14 protein-coding genes are annotated in these 19111 nt (G+C 67.6%); 5 read left to right on the top strand and 9 right to left on the bottom strand.

Annotated elements, in window-relative coordinates; translation table 11 throughout:
• Position 1: 1 nt before the first annotated feature.
• Complete coding sequence (gene fdnG / locus PSK12I2_RS0121495; protein ID WP_138956550.1) at positions 2-3067, bottom strand: formate dehydrogenase-N subunit alpha; 3066 nt, start codon at positions 3065-3067, stop codon at positions 2-4.
• A 264-nt stretch (positions 3068-3331) separates the two neighbouring features.
• On the opposite strand from fdnG, the gene PSK12I2_RS0121485 reads away from it, so the two are divergent.
• Together PSK12I2_RS0121485 and PSK12I2_RS0121480 are read left to right on the top strand one after the other, a co-directional pair.
• Positions 3332-3781: a GyrI-like domain-containing protein gene (locus PSK12I2_RS0121485; RefSeq protein WP_027600015.1), complete on the top strand. Its 450-nt coding sequence runs from the start codon at positions 3332-3334 to the stop codon at positions 3779-3781.
• Between the two features lie 103 nt (positions 3782-3884).
• Complete coding sequence (locus PSK12I2_RS0121480) at positions 3885-4787, top strand: NAD-dependent protein deacetylase (RefSeq protein WP_027600014.1); 903 nt, start codon at positions 3885-3887, stop codon at positions 4785-4787.
• Here the strand turns inward: PSK12I2_RS0121480 and PSK12I2_RS0121475 are convergent.
• A complete protein-coding gene (locus tag PSK12I2_RS0121475; RefSeq protein ID WP_027600013.1) occupies positions 4714-5859 on the bottom strand; it encodes an acyltransferase in 1146 nt (381 codons plus the stop codon). The genes PSK12I2_RS0121480 and PSK12I2_RS0121475 overlap by 74 nt on opposite strands.
• Positions 5860-6244: 385 nt before the next feature.
• Here PSK12I2_RS0121475 and PSK12I2_RS0121470 point away from each other — a divergent pair, with 385 nt between their 5' ends.
• Together PSK12I2_RS0121470 and PSK12I2_RS25155 are read left to right on the top strand one after the other, a co-directional pair.
• Positions 6245-6847, top strand: a complete 603-nt coding sequence (locus tag PSK12I2_RS0121470) for a nucleotidyltransferase domain-containing protein (protein ID WP_027600012.1) — start codon at positions 6245-6247, stop codon at positions 6845-6847.
• 150 nt (positions 6848-6997) lie between these two features.
• Positions 6998-7291, top strand: coding sequence for a hypothetical protein (locus PSK12I2_RS25155; RefSeq protein WP_200893331.1), 294 nt, complete (start codon positions 6998-7000; stop codon positions 7289-7291).
• 30 nt (positions 7292-7321) lie between these two features.
• Here the strand turns inward: PSK12I2_RS25155 and PSK12I2_RS0121460 are convergent, their stop codons facing one another.
• A complete protein-coding gene (locus tag PSK12I2_RS0121460) occupies positions 7322-9754 on the bottom strand; it encodes a glucan 1,4-alpha-glucosidase (RefSeq protein ID WP_027600011.1) in 2433 nt (810 codons plus the stop codon).
• Between the two features lie 101 nt (positions 9755-9855).
• Positions 9856-12087: an FUSC family protein gene (locus PSK12I2_RS0121455; RefSeq protein WP_027600010.1), complete on the bottom strand. Its 2232-nt coding sequence runs from the start codon at positions 12085-12087 to the stop codon at positions 9856-9858.
• Between the two features lie 164 nt (positions 12088-12251).
• Here PSK12I2_RS0121455 and PSK12I2_RS0121450 point away from each other — a divergent pair, with 164 nt between their 5' ends.
• A complete protein-coding gene (locus tag PSK12I2_RS0121450; protein ID WP_027600009.1) occupies positions 12252-13184 on the top strand; it encodes a LysR family transcriptional regulator in 933 nt (310 codons plus the stop codon).
• A gap of 139 nt (positions 13185-13323) precedes the next feature.
• Here the strand turns inward: PSK12I2_RS0121450 and PSK12I2_RS0121445 are convergent, their stop codons facing one another.
• From PSK12I2_RS0121445 to PSK12I2_RS0121425, 5 genes are all read right to left on the bottom strand, one after another.
• Positions 13324-13857, bottom strand: coding sequence for a cytochrome b (locus tag PSK12I2_RS0121445; RefSeq protein WP_027600008.1), 534 nt, complete (start codon positions 13855-13857; stop codon positions 13324-13326).
• Between the two features lie 89 nt (positions 13858-13946).
• The gene (locus PSK12I2_RS0121440; protein ID WP_027600007.1) at positions 13947-15215 is read right to left on the bottom strand and encodes an arsenic transporter; all 1269 of its coding nucleotides are present in this window, start codon (positions 15213-15215) and stop codon (positions 13947-13949) included.
• A 48-nt stretch (positions 15216-15263) separates the two neighbouring features.
• Positions 15264-16367 carry a metallophosphoesterase gene (locus PSK12I2_RS0121435; protein ID WP_027600006.1) on the bottom strand — a complete coding sequence of 368 codons (1104 nt, stop codon included), beginning with the start codon at positions 16365-16367 and terminating at the stop codon, positions 15264-15266.
• 1 nt (position 16368) lies between these two features.
• On the bottom strand, positions 16369-17673 hold the full coding sequence (locus PSK12I2_RS24270; RefSeq protein ID WP_037008010.1) for an MFS transporter: 1305 nt from the start codon (positions 17671-17673) through the stop codon (positions 16369-16371).
• 251 nt (positions 17674-17924) lie between these two features.
• Positions 17925-18878: a bestrophin family protein gene (locus tag PSK12I2_RS0121425; protein WP_027600005.1), complete on the bottom strand. Its 954-nt coding sequence runs from the start codon at positions 18876-18878 to the stop codon at positions 17925-17927.
• Positions 18879-19111: the final 233 nt, after the last annotated feature.

Genomic DNA, 19111 nt, shown 5'->3' with positions numbered 1-19111 from the left:
CTCAGACCTTTTCCACGTTCACCAGGAACGACTTGAATTCCGGTGTCTGGGTATTGGCGTCGCCCACGTAGGGGGTCAGGGTGTTGGTGAGGAATCCGGGGCGGGTGACGCCCTTGAAGCCCCAGTGGATGGGGATGCCGATGTGGTGCACGGTGCGCCCCTCCACCTGCAGCCCGTGCATGCGCTTGGTCACCACCGCCACCGCCTTGATGTAGCCGCGCTTGGAGCTGACCTTGACCCAGTCGCCGGCCTTGATGCCGAGCTCGGTCGCCAGGTCCTCGCCGATCTCGACGAACTTCTCCGGCTGGGCGATGGCGTTGAGCCGCGCATGGGTGGTCCAGAAGTGGAAGTGCTCGGTCAGCCGGTAGGTGGTGGCCGCATAGGGGAATTCCTCGCGGGTACCCAGCCGCGCCCGATCGCCCGGGAAGATCCGCGCCGCCGGGTTGTTCTTGGCGCGCGGGTTGTCCGGGTGCAGCGGGTTGTGGTCCAGCGGCGATTCGAAGGGCTCGTAGTGCTCCGGGAAGGGCCCCTCGGCCAGCAGGCTGCCGCCAAAGAAATGCGCGACGCCCTCCTGGTTGAGGATGAAGGGCCCGGCCTTGGCCGAGGGTGGCGAGGTCCAGGGGAAGTCGGGGATGTCGGCGCCGGCCCAGCGTTCGCCGTTCCACCAGATCAGCCGCTTCTCCGGCGCCCAGGAGGTGCCATCCGGCCGGGCGCCGGCGCGGTTGTAGAGGATGCGGCGATTGAGCGGCCAGGACCAGGCCCAGCCCAGGGTCATGCCGATGTTGTAGGGATCGGCGTTGTCGCGCCGATCCATATTGTTGCCCTGGCGGTTGTAGGAGCCCGAATAGATCCAGCAGCCGCAGGTGGTGCTGCCGTCGTCGGCGAGGAAGCCGAAGTCGTCGAGCAGTTCGCCGCGCTTGTGGGAAATGGTCCCGTTCGGCCCGGGCAGGTCGGCCAGGGCGCGACCGTTGTATTCCTGGGCGATGTCCTCGGGATTGGGCTCCTCCGGATTGCTGTAGGGCCAGGTGAGATTGAGGATGGGATCGGGAAAGGCGCCGCCCTCGTCGCGATACATCTGCTGCAGGCGATGGAACAGCCCGGCGAGGATGGCCACGTCCGGTCGCGACTCGCCCGGCGGCGGCGCGGCGCGCCAGTGCCACTGCAGCCAGCGCGAGCTGTTGACGATGGCGCCGTTCTCCTCGGCGAAGCAGGTGGTGGGCAGGCGGAACACCTCGGTCTGGATCTGGCTCGGGTCCACGTCGTTGAGTTCGCCGTGGTTCTGCCAGAACTCGGCGGTCTCGATGGCCAGCGGATCCATCACCACCAGGTACTTGAGCTTGCTCAGCGCCTGGCTGACCTTGTTCTTGTCCGGGAAGGAGGCCAGCGGGTTGAAGCCCTGGCAGAAGTAGCCGGTGATCTCGCCGTGGTGCATGCGCTCGAAGGTGTGCAGGACGTCGTAGAGCGGCTCGCTGAGCTTGGGCAGCCAGTCGTAGCACCAGTCGTTGTCCTTGGTCGCCGCCTCGGAAAACCAGGCCTTCATCAGGCTGACGTGGAAGCGCTCGTAGTACTTCCAGTAGGAGACCTCGCCCTCGCGCAGCGGCTGCTTGGCCCGCCGCTTGATGTAGTCGCGGTATTCCTGTTCCTCGTGGGAGGCCAGGTAAAGATAGCCCGGCAGCTGGTTGGAGAGCAGGCCCAGGTCGGTCAGCCCCTGGATGTTGGAGTGGCCGCGCAGGGCGTTGACCCCACCGCCGAGCATGCCGATGTTGCCCAGCAGCAGCTGCACCATGGAGGCGGTACGGATGATCTGGGCGCCGATGGAATGCTGGGTCCAGCCCAGGGCATAGAGGATGCTCATGGTGCGCTCGGGGCGCGCCGTCTCGGCGATCATGTCCCAGGTGGTCTGGATCTGCTCACGCGGCATGCCGCAGACGCGCTCCACCAGCTCGATGGTGTAGCGGCTGTAGTGCGCCTTCATCAGCTGGTAGACGCAGCGCGGGTGCTGCAGGGTCGGGTCTTCCTTCACCATGCCGCGCTCGTCGAATTCGTAGCTCCAGCTGGATTTCTCGTAGGCGCGACGCTTGTCTTCGCCGAAGCCGGAGAAGAGGCCGTCGTGGAAGCCGAAGTCCTCCTTCACGATGAGGGCGACGTCGGTGTAGGCCCTTACGTACTCATGCTGGATCTGGTCCGTGGTGAGCAGGAAGTTGATCAGCCCGCCCAGGTAGACGATGTCGGTCCCGGTGCGGATATAGGCGTGGTAGTCCGCCACCGCCGAGGTCCGGGTGAAGCGCGGATCGATGGTGATCAGCTTGGCGTTGTTCTTTTCCTTGGCCTCCACCATCCAGCGAAAGCCCACCGGGTGCGCCTCGGCCGAGTTGCCGCCCATGGACAGGATGAGATTGGCGTTGCGGATGTCGACCCAGTGATTGGTCATGGCACCGCGGCCGAACGAAGGGGCAAGACCTGCCACCGTCGGTCCGTGTCACACGCGCGCCTGGTTGTCGATCGCCAGCATGCCGAGGCTGCGGATCACCTTCTGGGTGAGGTACGCGGTCTCGTTGGAACAGGCCGAGGCCGCCAGGAAGCCGGTGGTGATCCAGTGATTGACCAGGTGGCCATCGGCGTCATGGGTGACGAAGTTCTTGTCTCTGTCCTCCTTCATGTAGCGGGCGATGCGGTCCAGCGCCTCGTTCCAGCTGATGCGCTTCCACTCGTTGCTGCCCGGCTCGCGCACCTCAGGGTGGGAGAGGCGCGATTCGCTCTTGATGAAGTCCAGCACCCCGGCGCCCTTGGGACAGAGGGAACCGCGACTGACCGGATGATCCGGATCGCCTTCGACGTGGTAGATGTCGCTGACGGTGTTGATGCCGCCATCGCCGCGGCTGTAGAGCAGCATGCCGCAACCCACCGAGCAGTAGGTGCAGGTGTTGCGCGTCACCTTGGCGGCGGCGAGCTTGTAGTAGCGGATGGACGCCAGTGCCGGTTCCGGGGCGAAGCCGAGCATGGCCATGCTCGAGGTGGCGACCCCCGCCGTACTGAGTTTGAGAAAGTTGCGGCGCGATACCTTGATCGACATTTCTTGGGTAACTCCAGGCACATCACGGTAGGACTTCGTCCTGAGCCGGGCCTGGCAGTTCGAGCGAAGCGTCGTCTTTCTTCGTCGAAAAATCATTCAAAATCAGTGTTTTAGCGAAGCGGCAAGAGGACCTGGCAGGGTCTGCGGCAGGGCCTGGCGGCGGCTGCGACCTTTCGTCCGATGGCCGCCCCGGCTGACCGCCGCGCGCCGCTGGAGTAAGGTGACGGCCTTCATCGCATCTTCGAGAGAGTCTGTCCCATGTCGCTGGAAATCGTCGACCATCCCGCCCTGGAAGTGACCGGTCTGCTGTTCGAGCCTGGCCAGGGCGAAGACATCGCCGCCCTCTGGCGGCGCTTCGCCGACCGCGCCGGGGAGATCACCGGGCGCGAAGGCGACGCCGAATGGTATGGCCTGAGCTGGCGCCAGGCCGGCACCATGCACTACCTGGCCGCGGTAGCCACCACCCCGGGCGCCCCCCTGCCCGCCGGCATGGTGCGCCAGGAACTGCCGGAAGGCCGCTACGCCCGCTACGTGCACCTGGGCACCGCGCCCAGCGTGGCCAAGAGCCTCGGCCGGCTGTTCGCCGAGCTGTTGCCGGCGCGCGGCCTGCAACCCCGGCCGGGTGCCTGCTTCGAGCACTACACCGAGGCCTTCACCGGGGTGGATGCCCAGGATTCGCAGATCTATATCTACGTGCCGGTTTTCTGAAGGCCACTCGCCGCAGCGCGGACAGGACGTTCGTCAGCTGCGGCTTGCCTCCCGGCATAACCCTTTCCAAGCTGGGGATATCGCCCGCAACTCCAGGTGCACGATGTCCCTGCCCGAGCTCCAGTCCTTTATCGCCCGGCACGAGCGGATCTTTCTGCTCACCGGTGCCGGTTGCAGCACCGATTCCGGCATTCCCGACTACCGCGACCGCGACGGCGCCTGGAAGCGCCCGCAACCGGTCACCCTGCAGGCCTTTGTCGGTGACGAATTGTTGCGCCGCCGCTACTGGGCACGCAGCCTGATCGGCTGGCCGCGTTTCTGCCAGGCGCGGCCCAACGCCACCCACCAGGCCCTGGCGGCCCTGGAGCGGCGCGGCCAGGTGGAGATGCTGCTGACCCAGAACGTCGATCGGCTGCACCAGGCCGCCGGCAGCGAGGCGGTGATCGACCTGCACGGGCGCCTCGACCAGATCCGCTGCCTGGGTTGCGAGCTGCGCCTGCCGCGCCAGGAATTCCAGCAGTGGCTGGGCGAACTCAATGGCGACTGGCTGCAGCTGGACGCGGCTACCGCGCCGGATGGCGATGCCGATCTGGAAGGCGTGGACTTCATGAGTTTTCGCGTGCCCGACTGCCCGCGCTGCGGCGCCCTGCTCAAGCCGGACGTGGTGTTCTTTGGCGAACACGTGCCCGGTGCGCGGGTGGAGCGTGCCTTCGCCCACCTGGGCCGCGCCGATGCGCTGCTGGTGGTGGGCTCGTCGCTGATGGTCTATTCCGGCTTTCGCTTCGCCCAGGCCGCGGCTCGCGCCGGCCTGCCCATCGCCGCCCTGGGCTATGGCCGGACCCGCGCGGACGACCTGCTCGCGCTCAAGGTGGAAGCCTCCTGCGCCCAGGCACTGGCCTTTCTGCTGGAGTATCCCGGGGCGGCGCCGGCGCTTACGCCGGCACTTGCCGAGGCCGTGGCGCCCTGCCCAGGTGCATCAGCGGACGCTCGATCCAGCGGTAGCTGAGCATCGACAGCAGGCAGGCGAGCACCAGCACCGGTGGCAGCAGGGCCATGAAGCCGACCGTACCCAGGACCTCGACCGACCCCAGGTTGAGCAGGGTGAAGAGGCCATAGAGCAGCAGGCCGTGGGTGAGATAGAGGCTGTAGCTGATCTCGCCCAGCACCTTGAGACCGAGACTGCGCAGGAGGCCGAAGAGGTCGTTGCCGCTGGCCATGGCGGCGAAGGGCAAGGCCAGCGCCAGCATCTGCCTGAGGTTGTAGTCCGGCTGGGTCATGGCATAGGCCACCAGCGCCAGCGATAGCGCCGCCACCAGGGGCGTGCGCAGCCAGGACAGCAGCGCCGGCCGATGGACCTTGACGAACACCGGCAGGAATCCCAGCAGGAACAGCAGGCCGAAGCGCGCGCCCAGCACGTGATAGTGATAACCGGCGGCGACCAGGCCGCCCACCAGCAGCGCCGAGACCAGCAACGGCAGGCCGAAGCCACGGCGATTGAACAGCGCGGCGATGAGCGGCAGGGCCAGGTAGAACAGCGCCTCGTAGCGCAGCGTCCAGTGGGCGCCGGCGGTCATCCAGCCACTCTCCTCCAGGCCGTTGAGACTGAAGCCGGAAAACAGCTCCCAGCTGAGCAGTTCGAGCATGAAGCGCTGGCCGTCGGCGATGACGAAGTGGGTGCGGATCAGGGTGAAGAGCACCACCACGGCCACCACGCAGAGATACAGCGGCATCACCCGCAGCACCCGTGAACGGAGCAGCTCGCCCCAGTCCGGCGTGCGGCGATAGACCTTTCCGAAGAACAGGTAGCCGGTGATCATGAAGAACAGCGAGACCGGCACCACGCCCATGTTGTAGAGCAGGCCGCTGTCGGGTTCGCGCCACTGGCCCTCGGCCTTGAGGTGATAGGTCAGCACGAAATGCAGGCAGACCACGGCGGTGGCGAGGATGCCGCGCAGGGCATCCAGCGGCGAGGAGCGCGCCAGAGTCTCCTCGGTGAGCAGCGGGCTGCGGCGCAGGGCGAAGGCCAGCAGCACCAGGGTGCCCAGGTAGAGGGCGATGGGGAGAGCGACGTCAGTCATATCCGTGACCTTCTTGACAGGAACCGGCAAAGACCCGCCCCCAGACCACCGGAGCGGTCGCCGGAGCGAGCGAGAGAAAAGCGCGACAGCCGGGCACGCTACCGCGCGGTACGGGACCGTGGGCAGGAGGGCCGGAGCGAAGAGGGAAAGCAGGGAGCGGAAGGATCCGCCCATCTCAGGAAAGCCCGAGAACGCCCATCAGACAAGTCTTGTTACAGGCGTTCCCTGAGCGATCAAAGGTAAAACAGGCTCTGGCACTGGCTATAGCAGAGATCTACCGCTTGTCGGTTAGGCATCCAACTGATCGTTTGAGGCATGGTAGTGCTGGATGATTGCTGCCTTTTAAGCTTCAATTGCAGCCTAAAAGGCAGCAATAAGGTTTTCGATGTCACTCGCGTCCGTCCTTTTTCCCGACTATCGCCGCAAGGTCTTGGCGCTGCTGCTGCTCCATCCGGATAGTAGCTATCACCAGCGTGAAATCGCGCGATTGACCGAGACCCAGTCCGGTACCCTCAGCCGCGAACTCGTCAAGTTAGTCTCGGCGGGTCTGGCCGTGAAAACGCGCGTGGGTAATCAGCAGCACTACCGTGCCAATCCGGACTGCCCGATCTTCGAAGAGCTGGCGAGCATTCTGCGCAAGACCAGTGGCCTTACCGACATCCTGGCCGAGGCATTGGGCCTTGTTGCAGACCGGATAGAAGCAGCTTTCGTCTTCGGCTCGATGGCCAGCGGCAAGGCGAACAGTGGAAGCGATATAGACCTCATGATCCTGGGCACCGTGACCTTCGGTGAAGTAGTGGCGGCCCTTTACCCCTGCCAGGAAAGGCTTGGCCGCGAGATCAATCCCAAGGTATACCGGCAAGAGGAATGGCAGAAGCTGTTGGCGGAAGGGGGAGCCTTCGTCACGGATCTGCTAGAAAAGCCCAAGCTGTTCGTCATAGGCGACGCTGGCGAACTGTCACAAGGATGGACAGATGACCCTGGATAATTTGATTGGCAAAAGTCTCGAAGCGATTACGCCGGATTCGGCAGGTATCCGGCGCCTGCTGGAGGCAGCGCAGCGCAGCGTAGCCTGACGGACGCCCGCCTGCCGACGCTGAGCAGTGAAAGCCGCTTCGATCTGGCCTACAAGGCGATCATGCAGGGCGCCAATGCAGCGCTTCAGGCCAATGGCTATCGCACCCTGACCAGTCGCCCTGGCCATCATCAGACCATGATCCAGTCCTTGCCCCGGACCATAGGTCTCGCTACGCCAACGATGCTGGTACTGGACACCCTGCGGAAGCAACGCAATGTCATCGACTACTCGGGCGACTTGGTCAGCGACTCGATGGCCGAAGAGGCATTACGGCAGGCTGAAACCCTGCTCCAGCAGATCGTACTATGGCTGGAGCAACAACGACCCGACCTGCTGCCGGGTCGCGAGCCCTGACGGCGCTCGCGACCCGGCAGCATTCCTTACTCAGGGCGCCAGTGCCCGCGCCACCACCGGGTAGTGATCCCACACCTGGCCGTCCGCCATGGAGCGCAGCAGCTTGACGTATTCGGCGTGGGACCAGGCCAGCGGCGTCGCCGAATCGGTGCCCTGCCCCTTGGTGTAGCCGTGGCGCTGGTTGTCGCCCACACCGTCCCAGACCTGCTCGGGCAGCATCAGGCCGGCGTTGGCGAACAGTTCCAGGCCGCGGACGTAGGTGTCGCGCAGCTTGCCGAGCGCCGCCGCATCCGGCTTGCCCTGCAGGACCAGGCGCGCCAGCTCGTAGTGCCCGCGCTCACCGGTGAAGATCGGCCAGACCCGGCCGCGCAGTCCGGAGTTGGGCACCGGCTGCTCGGTGGCGGGAAAGTTGATGCCGGAGCTCTCGCTCTCGCCATAGCCGTCGTTGCCGTAGCGGCGCCAGCCGGGGAAGGTGCCTTCCACTCCCGGGTACTGGAAGCTGTACTTGACCCGCAGATTCTCCGGCAGGCCCTCGTCGTCCAGCACCGCCAGGCTCTTCTGCACCAGGGGATCGCCGGCCGGTCGCACGCCGTAGCGCACCAGTTCGAGGAAACCGGCGTCCAGCACCTGGTCTTCCGGCAAGCCCGGGCGGCTGTTGTTGTCCACCAGCTTGCCCTTGTCGTTGGGATCCTCGTTCTGGGTGATGCGCAGGTAGTAGTTGCCGGCGCCCAGGCTGCCCTGGGTGGTGGCCATGGTCTTTTCCACCTGGCTCGAATAGCGCCGCGCGGTGTCGCGGTAGCGGCTGGCATTGGCCTCGTCGCCGGCGTGGCGCGCCAGTTCGCTCGCCGTGGCGAGACCGGCGATCACCGCCGCGGTGGTGGACGGCGAATAGCCCCACTGCTCTTCCCAGCGCTCCTGCTGGGTCTGCGGCGGCTTGACCTGCCAGGTGTTCCAGCCCAGGTTGACCTGGCTGTCGCGGGCGAGGAAATCCGCCGCGGGCCGGAGCATGTCGCGATACCAGCGATCGATCTCGGCGTCGCCCAGCAGGCCGCCCTGCCAGAGGCGGTAGCCGAGCATGATCGGCATGGCGGTCTGGTCCAGTTGGACGCCCACCCATTCGATGGTGCCGTCGACGTGGGTCTTCTGCAGGAACCAGCCGGTGGCCCCCGGCGCGCGGACCTCGTCGCCCTGCTTCTGCTGGTGAATGAAGGCCGAGCTGTCGGCCGGCTTGTGGGCGGTGTTGGCGTCCACCTGCACCTGCTTGAGGTAGCTGAAGGCGACCTTGGGCGTCTGCCGATCGCCCAGCGCCAGCAGCGCCATGGCGCACTGGTAGAAGTCCCGCGGCCAGACCGCCTTGTAGCCGGTGGTGCCCTTGGCCGCCGGCACCGTTTCGCCCCAGGGATTGGACAGCGAGGCGATCAGGGCGCCGGCGTGGGTCTTGTCTTCCTGGGCCTTGAGCACCAGGGCGCTGGCGTTGACCAGCTTGCCGCCGTCGCCGGCCTGGGCCTGCAGGCGCGGCAGCTGATCGAGACTGGCCAGGTAGTCCTGCCAGCCGATGGCGTCGCCCTCGCCGTTGTAGTGGGCCAGCACCTTCTGATAGCCGCGGGCCAGGGTGGCATCGGCCGCCGCCTCGGCCTGGCGCGGATTGGCGCCAAAGCCCACCACCACGTCCAGGGTGGTCTCGGCGCCCTTGAGCGGCAGCTTGGCCAGCATGGCGACGTTGCCGGCCTGGTCACCGGTGCTGCTGTAGAGCTGGGTCAGCTTGCCGTTGCGGCGCAGGTCGTCGAGGCCGTCGGAGCTGCCGACGAAACCCACGGTGGGCGTCTGCAGGGGCTGGCTGGCCTTGACCACCAGGGCGTGCTCGCCTTCGCTGGCGTAGAGCACCGCGCCCTTCACCGCCGCGCGATCATGGCTGCCGCTGTTGGCCAGCGCCGGATCGACATAGAGATAGGGCTGGATGCGCGGATCCTGGCTGCGAAAGATGACGCGCATGACCAGGGTGTCCTGGTCCGGGTCGGTGAAGACGTGCTTCTCGATCTCGTAGCGGCCCTGGCGGTCGCGATTGACGATCCGGTAGGCCAGGGAAGTCGGCCGGCCGGCGCTATCGGTGGCCAGGTATTCGATGCGGCTGTCGGTGTCGTCGCGCTCCAGGTGGGTGAAGTCGGGGCCGCGGATCACCAGTTGCATCTCGCGCAGCTGCGCCTCGTGGATGAGGCCCTGCATGGTCTCGGTGACCACGCCCTGGGCCAGGGAAAACCAGACCCGCGAGACGCGTCCGGTGCTGGCCTGGTCGCTATAGGCGCCATCGCGATAGGCCTCGTAGCTGGTGCCGATGCCGGTCTTGCCGGAATAGGACCAGAAGGGTGCGGCGCCGGGGGCGCCCGGGGCTTCCAGGGCAGACGCCAGGGGCGTCAGGAGAAAACTGGCGGAACAGAGCAGCGGACGGACGAAGCGGACGGGCATGGGCAGGCGGGCCTTGTTCTGGTTGTGCCGAAAGTCGCATGGCAGAGGGCCTGCTGGCCCTCCCCGTCCGTAAGCCTAGTCGGATTTTGGCCGGCTGCTGGCTAGCCTTCGTCGCGCGCCGGTGGCCGGGCCTGCGGCAGGTACCCGGCCAGGGGCGAATCCGGCGCCAGCAGCGAGGTGCGGATGACGTGCAGGTAGCTGGCGATGCGCCGCAGCGGCGAGCGATCGAAGTCGCCCGGCGTGGGCTCCAGGTGGCGCTGGGCCTGGTGCGCCAGCAGGATGGCCTGGTCCACCGCGCCCAGGGCGCGGGCCAGGTTGGCGGCATCGGGCTGGCGAGCCAGCCGCACCAGCGCCCGGCCCAGGGCGCGGATCGCCAGGCGCCAGGCGCGCTGTTCGCGATACCAGGGCAAGGGCGGCAGCGCGGCCTGTTCCAGGCGCAACTCGATGATGGCGTGGCCCAGTTCCAGACTGAGAAAGGTCCAGCGCAGCAGCTGCCGCTGCACCAGCGGCTGGCCCACGGTGAGCACCTGCACCTGGTTGAGCAGATCGCGCAGGCCGGAATCGAAGCGGCCACTCAGGCCGGCCAGGGGCGCGCCTATGGCGTGGACCAGGCGCTCGCGCAGGGCAGCCTCCAGCCGCCGCCAGACCCAGGGCTGGCTGGGCGGCAGCAGCACGCTGACGGCCACCACCGCCACGCCGCAGGCCACGAGGTAAGCCAGGTAGGTGTTGCAGAAGAGATCGGCGTCGTAGCGCGGCAGATTGCCCGGCAGGGCCGCCGAGCAGAACCAGACCATCAACCCGGTGCCATAGCCGGCCAGGCGTGGCCGGGTGATCAGCCAGGCGCCGGCGGTGAATACCGGCGCCAGCACCAGCAGCAACAGCGCGAAGCCGTCGATCCAGGGCAGCACCTGGAAGTGCAGCAGCCCGCCGGCCAGGGCCCCGACCAGGGTGCCACCGGCCAGTTGCAGGCAATAGCGGCGCGGATCGGCCGAGGTGGAGGCCAGCGCCGAGATCAGCGCCGCCGCCAGGGTGCAGGCCGCGCCGCTCGGCCAGGCGGTCTCGATCCAGAACAGCCCTACGCCCAGCACCACCAGGGCGCTGCGCACCCCGGCCATCCAGGCCACCGCGCGACTGGCCAGCGGCGTGAAGGTCTCGCGCGTCTTGGGCGCGGTGCTGATCGGCAGGTCCAGCTCCAGCTGGGTATTCAGCAGCAGGTGCAGGTCCTCGGCGAAGCGATAGAGCAATTCGGCGGCGGTATCGTAGTCGAGCCGGTCGACCTCGGCCGCAGGCGCCGTGCGAGCCAGTTGCTGACGACCGGCGCGGATCGCCGCCATCAAGGTTTCGCGCTCCGCGGCCAGGCGCTCGTTGAGCCGGCGCAGATCCCGCTCTTCCGGTAGTCGGCCCAGGCTCGGCGCCAGGGCGACGGCGATCAGTTCCAGGGCGGGCGCCAGGGCCTGACGCACCGCCGGCGGCCGCTCGGTCAGGCGCGCCAGCAACTGGTAAAGGGCATGAAAGCGGGTGTTGAGCAGCATGAGCCGATTGCCCAGGGCCGCCAGGCGCCCGCTGCGCCGCCGCAGATAGGGCTCTTCGAAGACGCTGGCGCTGCGCAGGCTCTCGAAGCCCACGGAATCGGCGGCGAAGCGGGCGCTGAGTGCGGCGAAGCGTTCGGCCTCGAGGCGGCCGAGCAGGCCGTCATGGGCCATGGCGAGGAAGTCGCGCAGGCGCTGCGCCAGGGTGCGGCGCAGCACGCCGCGGGTGGTCTGCGGCAGGATCGCCACGCTCACCACCCCGGCGCAGCAGATGCCCAGGGCGATCTCCAGCAGGCGCCAGATCGCCTGCAAGAAGGCGCCCTGGGGCTGGGCCACCGCCGGCAGCCCGACCAGGCAGGCGGTATAGCCGGCCAGCAGGAAGGCATAGCTGCGAAAGTCGCGATAGCGCGCCGCCCCGCGGGTGCAATAGCCGATCCACAGCACCAGGGCGCCGAGCAGCAGCACCCGCTCCTGGGCGAACAGGGCGATGGCGGCCACGGTAAAGCTCAGGCCGGCCAGGCTGCCGAGGATGCGATAGAAACTCTTGGCCAGCACCTGGCCGCTCTGCGGCTGCAGGACGATGAAGACGGTGACCAGCACGGTGCTCGGTTGCGGCAGTTCCAGGCGATAGGCCAGCCACAGGGCCAGGGCCGCGGCCAACAGCGCCTTGGCGATGAAGGCCCAGGTCTGGCCATCGGTACGCGCCCATTCGCGGCCGGCGCGGCGCCAGGCATTCAGGCTGGGCCAGCGTTGGCGCGGAACGGAGCGGGCGGGCCGCAGGGGCAACGGCGAAGCGAGGGGCATGCTGGGCAACGACGGGATCGACGGGAGGGGGCGAGACGCGGCGCCTCGGCAGCCATTCTAGGAAGCCGGGTCCACCCCGATTAAGCCGGGTGCGACAGCAAAGAGCGTTAACCAACGGGCGGGTAATGGCCCACAATGGCCCTTTCCACCGCCCTGCCCCGTCCATGGATCATCTCTTCAATCTGCGCGCCTTCGCCTGCGTGGCCCAGACCGGCAGCTTCACCGCCGCCGCGCGCCAGCTGGAACTCACCACCGCCTATGTGTCGCGGGCGGTCAGCCAGCTGGAGCAGCACCTGCAGACCCGGCTGCTGCACCGCACCACCCGCCAGTTGCGCCTGACCGAAGCCGGCGAACGCTACCTGGTGCGCTGCCAGCGCATCCTCGCCGACCTCGACGAAGCCGATGCCGAGGCTCGTCACGCCCTGGCCGTGCCGCGCGGCCGGCTGCGCATCCACACCATGACCGGCCTCGGCCAGCACTACCTGATCCAGAGTCTGGCCAGCTATGGCGAGCGCTATCCCGAGGTCGACCTAGATCTGCAACTGACCAACACCTTCACCGACATCCTCAAGGAAGGCTACGACCTGTCGCTGATCCTCGCCGACGGCCTGCCGGACTCGGCCTTCCATTCGGCGCGCCTGGGCAGCACCCACAGCGTGCTCTGCGCGGCGCCTGCCTACCTGGAACGCCAGGGCCGACCGACCACCCCGGCGGAGCTGACCGGGCACCGCTGCTTGCGGCTGGTCAATCGCGCCATGGCGCCGGATCGCTGGTTGCTGGAAGGGCCCGAGGGCCTGGCCGAGGTGGCGGTGGATCGACCGCCCTTCCAGGTCAACACCGCCGACGCCCTGGCCGAGGCCGTCGCCAGCGGCCTGGGTATCGGTGCCCTGCCGCTGTACGCCGCGGTCGAGGGTCTGACCAGTGGCCGTCTGCAACGGGTGCTGCCCGGGCACCGGCTCTATGCCCTGGACATCCATGCGCTCTATCCCTCGCGGCGCTTTCTCGACGCCAAGATCCGCACCCTGGTGGACCACCTGCGCGAGACCCTGCCGGCCCTGCTGGAGCGCGACCGGCAGCGGGTGGAAGGCAGCGCCTAGGTTCTGTACGAAAAGTCGCCGAACGAAGGTCAGGCGAGGCGAAAAACGCTGAGGAAGCGGAATTTACGTGTGGTAAATGAGCATTCCGAAGCGGTTTTCAACGACGCATCACCGAGTGCAGGCAGTTTTCGTACAGAACCTAGAGGCGTTGCTCGGGCAGCATCCGCTCCAGCGTCCCGTCCCGACGGATCGCCACGTGCCAGACCACCGCCGCCACGTGCAGCAGCACCAGGCCATAGACGGCGAACTGACCGGCCACATGGATGCGATTGGCGAGGATGCCGAGGGCTTCATGGCGGGGAAAACCCGGCAGGGAAAACAGCCCGAACACCGGCACCGGCTGGCCCTGGCCGGCCATCAGATAGCCGGTCACCGGCATCAGCAGCAGCGCGGCATAGAGCAGGCCGTGATTGAGACCGGCGAGCAGCCGCAGCAGGCGCCCGTCGCGGGGATTGGTCGGCGGCGCCGGATGCCGCCAGCGCCAGGTCAGGCGAATCAGGATCAGCAGGAACACCGAGATCCCGGTGGATTCGTGCAGCAGGTACCAGAGGGTGCGCACCGGCCCGGGCGGAAAGTTTTCCGCCACCCAGACGAAGGGCAGCAGCAGGCACAGCAGGGCGACGGTCAGCCAGTGCAGGGCCTGGGCGAAGCCGGTATAGCGGGCGATGGCCATGGGCGATGCTCCGTAGCGGACGAACCCCGATAGTGCCCCAGGCGCAGCGGCGGCGCCGCTACGCCTGGGGACCGTCCGTCAGAGCTGGCTCAAAGATGGATAAGCGCAGCCAGCGCCAGCAGCAGCGCCGGGATCATCACCACGGCGCCCAGCTTGAGGAATTGCCAGAAGCTCACCGACAGCCCTTCGCGGCGCAGCGCGGCCAGCCATAGCAGGGTCGCCAGGGAACCGGTGATGGACAGGTTGGGGCCGAGGTCGATGCCGATCAACACGGCGCCGGCGATCTTTTCCGAGACATGGGCGGCCTGCACCGCCGCCCCGGCCAGCAGCCCGGCCGGCAGGTTGTTGACCAGGTTGCTGCCAAAGGCCACCAGCAACCCGGCGCCCCAGGCGGCGCGCTCCGGGGTCGCCTGGGCAGCGGCCTGCAGCTGATTGGCCAGCGCCTGCAGCACCCCGGTGGTCTCCAGGGCCTCCACCAGCACGAACAGCCCGGCCACCAGCGGCAGCACGCCCCAGGAGATGTGCTTGAGCAACTCCAGGCCGCCGCCGCGCTTGCAGGCCACCACCACCAGGAAGGTGGCGAAGCCGGCCAGGAAGGTCGGCAGGCCCAGCTCCAGATCCAGCGCCGAGGCGCCGAGCAGCACCAGGATGGTCAGGATCAGGCCGCAGCCGGCGATGCGTCCGGTGGTGGGCAGCGCATCCACCGCGCCCCCTTCGGACAGCTGCTCGGCGCGCAGGACCTTGGCCTGGGTCGCCCAGAGGGTGAGGAAGGTCGCGCCGATGGCGAGGATCGATGGCACCGTGAACAGCGCCAGCCAGCGGCTCAGCTCGGGCATGTGCTCGGCGAAGACCACCAGGTTGGCCGGGTTGGAGATCGGCAACACGAAACTCGCCGCGTTGGCGATGAAGGCGCAGGAAAACAGATAGGGCAGCGGATTCTTCACCTTCGCCGCGCGGGTGGCGTAGTAGACCGCCGGGGTCAGCACCACGGCGCAGGCGTCGTTGGAAAGAAACACCGTGACCAGGATACCGACGCCATAGACCAGCGCGAACAGCCGCAGCGCCGAGCCCTTCGCCGCACGCACCGCGTGGCCGGCGACCCAGTCGAACAGCCCTTCCTTGCGGGCGATCTCGGCCAGCAGCATCATGCCGATAAGGAACAGATAGACGTCGGTGCCCTTGGCGATGCCGTGCCAGACGCCGTCCAGCGGCAACAGGCCGAACAGCGCCAGCAGCACGGCACCGGCCACGGCGAACAGCGCCTCCGGCAGACCGAAGGGACGCGAGACCACCCCGAGGGTGGCCAGGGCGGCGATGACCCACGTCAGGACGTGGGGAGTGGTGACGATGGACCCCATGGAATAGCTGTTCCTTCTAGTCGAGTCGCGAGGTCGGCGCTCCCGACCTCACCATTTGCGGCCATTGCGATTGGGTCCCAATTGGGTCCCCAGCACGCCCTTGGCCTGCCATTCACCCAGTTGGGTGCGATCCGAACCCCAGTCGGCCGGCGCCGCCAGCGGCCGGTGACCGCCGTCCAGGTCGAGCCGGTCGATATCTTCGCCGCCGCGAGAGTCCCTGACCCGCACTTGCAACCGCCGCGTCCCTTCCGGCACCGGCCGATCGCCCTGGTAGCGACCCTTGCCCAACGGCTGCAGCGGCCACCAGGGGCCGTCGTCGCACTGCCATTCGCAGACGGTGAGGTCGGCGTCGCCCAGCACCAGCACCCGGCACTCGTGACCCTCGGCCACGCCAACGCCATTCAGGCGGGGATCGCCAGGCGCGGTGATCTGCACCCAGGGCCAGCCGTCGGGCAATTCGCGAAAGCGCCAGCTCACCGCCGGACCGTCCAGGGTGACCAGCGCGAATCCTACACCGCCTTCCTCGATCTGGCCGGTGGATCTGCAGGCGGCATAGAGCACGCCGCCGTCGTGGGCCAGTTCGTTGTAGTGGGTATGGCCGATCTCCACCAGGCGCACCGGGCCCTCGTGCAGCAGCCGCGCCACCCGCTCGGCTTCGCCGGGCCCCTGCAGGTCCGCCGGATAGCTGTGCATGAAGACCACGCAACGCTGCTCCCGCCGGGTCGCCTCGTGCAACTCCTGCTCCAGCCACTGCAGCTGCTCGCTACCAAGGCGGAAATCCGGGCCGCCGGTGCCCGGTCCGCACATGTCGAGGAACAGGCAACGCACGCCGCCCACCTCCCTGGAATAAGGCAGTTGCGGCACCTTCAACTCGGCATAGAAGGGGCCGAGATCGCCGCCCTCCATGTCGTGGTCGCCGGTGATCACCGTTACCGGCAGCGGAAAGTCGTCCAGCAGCCGCCTGAGCAGCCGGTACTGCTCCGCGGTGCCGTTGTCGGCGTTGTCCCCGGGCAGATAGACGAAATCCAGTTCGGTGCACCCGCGCAGGCGCTGCAGGAGGGTCTGCAGGTCCCGGGCGTTGTCGGCCTCGGCGGTGGTCAGGTGCAGGTCGCCGATATGGGCGAAGGCGAGAAAATCATCCTGGCGTGCCATCTCAGCCTCCCACCACAGTACCGGTGGAACGCGCCGCCTCTCCGGCGACGTGCTCGTCGCGGGTCTCCGGCATCAGCAGCAGATAGAGCACGAAGCCCACCGCGGCGATCGCCGCCAGGGTGGTGAAGGCCGCCGCATAGCCGAAGCGGACGATGATGATCCCGGCGATGGTGGCACTGATGGCCGCGCCCAGCCCCTGGGCGGTGGCGATGGCGCCCTGGCTGACGTTGAAGCGTCCGCTGCCACGGGTCAGGTCGGCGACGATCACCGGCATCAGGGCGCCATAGATCCCGGCGCCGATGCCATCGAGCAGCTGCACCGCCACCAGGTAGTAGGGGCTGTCGGAAAAGGTGTAGAGCACACCGCGGATCGCCAGCACGGCGAAGGCGAAGAGAAAGATCGGCTTGCGCCCGAAGGCGTCGGCCTTGCGCCCCACCAGGATGGCCACCGGCACCATCACGCACTGGGCGGCGACGATGCAGACGGCCACCAGCGAGGTGGCGCTGTCCTTGCCGACGATATGGGTCAGCTGCTGGCCGACCGAGGTCAGCATGGCGGCATTGGCCAGGTGGAAGATGGCGGCCAGCAGCGCTAGCAGCTGCAGCTTGCGATTGGCCAGCAGCGCCTGCCAGGCCGACACCGGCTTGGCATCGCGGGCGCCGTTTTCCTCGCCCAGCCCCTGGGCCAGGTCATCGTCGATCTCGTCCTGGGGTACGCGGACGATGGCGACGATGGAGGCCGCCGCGAGCAACGCCATCAGCCAGAACACCACGGTGGGACCGAAGAAATAGGCCAGGCCACCGGCCAGGGCCGCCGAGACGGCGTTACCGGCGTGGTTGAAGCCCTCGTTGCGGCCGATGTGCTTGGTGAAGGCCTTGGGTCCGACGATGCCCAGGGTGATGGCCGCCAGCGCCGGGGCGAAGATGGCCGCCGCGGCATGGGCCAGCGACTGGGTGGCCGCCACCACATAGAAGTTGGAGACGAAGGGCAGCAGCACACTGCAGATCGTCACCACCAGGGCGGCGACGCCGACCATGAGGCGCTTGTGGCGGGTGCGGTCGATCAGGGCGCCGGCGGGGGTCTGGGCGATCAGCCCGGCGATGCCGGCCAGGGTCATGATGAAACCGGCGGTGGCCTCGTTCCAACCCTCCCCCGGACCGCGCACGGCGATCAGGTAGATGGCGAGATAGGGGCCCAGGCCGTCGCGGACGTCGGCCAGGGTGAAGTTCAGGGCATCCAGGGCATGGCGCGCGCGGCGCGAGGGTTCGGCGCTGGCCCCGGCGGTCGGGAGACGGGTTTCGGACATGAGCGGGCATCCGTAGCGAGATATAGGTCGCGGGACGCAGGTCCCACGGCACCTCTCGCCCCGGCCCGCCAGCGACCCACGGCATGCGCCGCTGGGCCCCAGCCAACCACCGCTGCCAGGGGAGATTGCAAAATGTGACCGGAGCGAAGCGGCGCTAGTGCCGTGCCCTCACGAAAGAAATGCCTCTGGCGCGGGACTTTCCGCACGTTTTCCGTCCCACCTGCCCCGCTCTCCCCGGCTGACGCCGCCGGTCAGGCCACCCGTCGGCTCGGTGCGGCGTCGGCCTCGGGCTGGGCCAGGGCCACCGCACTGCCCTCTTCGCTGCGCGGCCGCAGCATCGACAGCAGGTTGGCCTCGATGGTGGCGCACAGCTTGTCCATGGTGATCTGGTGCTGGCTGTCGGCGAAGGGCGCCTGCAGATCGCTGCCGATGCGCTCCAGGGCCAGCAGCATGAAGCCGACCACGGTGGACACCAACGGAGTGAACCAGCCGAGGGTGGAGACCAGGCCCAGCGGCATGGCGATGCAGAACAGGAAGCTGAACAGTTGCGGAAAGCAGACGTAGGGATAGGGCAAGGGGGTGTTGGCGATACGCTCCATGCCGCCCTGCCAGTTGGACATGTCCACCAGGGTCTCTTCCAGCCGCGCCAGGCGGATGCTGTCCAGCCGGCCCTGGCGGTATTCGCTGGCGATCAGCTCGGCGGTGCCGGCGAGGATGTCATTGGCGAAGTTGAGGCTGCCTTCGGCCAGCGCCAGTTCATGACGGGCCAGATAGGGCGCGGCCGCCTGGGCCGGATCCTGGCGCTTGAGCTGGGCGCGCAGGGCGTGCAGATAGCCCATGTGCCGACGCAGGAGCACCGCCTTGACCCGGTTCTGCGCCTTGCCCTGGTCGTCGATCAGGGTCAGCACCTGGCGGCCGAAGCTGCGCGAGCTGTTGACCATGGCGCCCCACAGGGTGCGGGCCTCCCACCAGCGGGCGTAGGCGCTGCTGTTGCGAAAGCTGATCAGCACCACCAGCGCCGAGCACAACAGGGTCAGGGGCGTCAGCGGCAGGTCGAAGCGATCGTCGACGAACAGCATGGCGTCCACCGTCACCGCCACGTCCCACAGCAGCAGACCGAACAGCGACCAGCCGACATAGCTGAAGGTGGTGCGCAGAAACTGGATCTTCTTCTGGATGGAATGGAGCTGGATCGGACTGGACATCTGCTACTCCCGGCGACGCGGATTCTCGATTCGCGGTTGCCCTGGCCGTCCTGTCGTCACGCCGCGAGCCGCTGAGCCCGTCACCGTCTCCCCTCCCTGAGAATGCAACCTGTTCGCGAGACTAGTCGGCGGTCCTTAAGTCAAACTTAATCTGGAGCGACGGGCGGATCATGGCAAAGTGCCGTGTTAGAGCCTTCGGCAAAGGCCCCGACGCCTCTACCAGAAGCCTTCCC

Origin of the sequence: Pseudomonas sp. MOIL14HWK12:I2 (assembly GCF_000510745.1) — a bacterium.
GTDB lineage: Bacteria > Pseudomonadota > Gammaproteobacteria > Pseudomonadales > Pseudomonadaceae > Chryseomonas > Chryseomonas oryzihabitans.
Note: the sequence above shows the minus strand (reverse complement) of the source record. Positions and strands in the feature narration are given on the sequence as shown.

Coding starts and splice junctions, on each gene's coding strand:
- PSK12I2_RS0121485 (WP_027600015.1), top strand. CDS start 3,332: ATGTCGCTGGAAATCGTCGACCATCCCGCCCTGGAAGTGACCGGTCTG.
- PSK12I2_RS0121480 (WP_027600014.1), top strand. CDS start 3,885: ATGTCCCTGCCCGAGCTCCAGTCCTTTATCGCCCGGCACGAGCGGATC.
- PSK12I2_RS0121475 (WP_027600013.1), bottom strand. CDS start 5,859: ATGACTGACGTCGCTCTCCCCATCGCCCTCTACCTGGGCACCCTGGTG.
- PSK12I2_RS0121470 (WP_027600012.1), top strand. CDS start 6,245: ATGTCACTCGCGTCCGTCCTTTTTCCCGACTATCGCCGCAAGGTCTTG.
- PSK12I2_RS25155 (WP_200893331.1), top strand. CDS start 6,998: ATGCAGGGCGCCAATGCAGCGCTTCAGGCCAATGGCTATCGCACCCTG.
- PSK12I2_RS0121460 (WP_027600011.1), bottom strand. CDS start 9,754: ATGCCCGTCCGCTTCGTCCGTCCGCTGCTCTGTTCCGCCAGTTTTCTC.
- PSK12I2_RS0121455 (WP_027600010.1), bottom strand. CDS start 12,087: ATGCCCCTCGCTTCGCCGTTGCCCCTGCGGCCCGCCCGCTCCGTTCCG.
- PSK12I2_RS0121450 (WP_027600009.1), top strand. CDS start 12,252: ATGGATCATCTCTTCAATCTGCGCGCCTTCGCCTGCGTGGCCCAGACC.
- PSK12I2_RS0121445 (WP_027600008.1), bottom strand. CDS start 13,857: ATGGCCATCGCCCGCTATACCGGCTTCGCCCAGGCCCTGCACTGGCTG.
- PSK12I2_RS0121440 (WP_027600007.1), bottom strand. CDS start 15,215: ATGGGGTCCATCGTCACCACTCCCCACGTCCTGACGTGGGTCATCGCC.
- PSK12I2_RS0121435 (WP_027600006.1), bottom strand. CDS start 16,367: ATGGCACGCCAGGATGATTTTCTCGCCTTCGCCCATATCGGCGACCTG.
- PSK12I2_RS24270 (WP_037008010.1), bottom strand. CDS start 17,673: ATGTCCGAAACCCGTCTCCCGACCGCCGGGGCCAGCGCCGAACCCTCG.
- PSK12I2_RS0121425 (WP_027600005.1), bottom strand. CDS start 18,878: ATGTCCAGTCCGATCCAGCTCCATTCCATCCAGAAGAAGATCCAGTTT.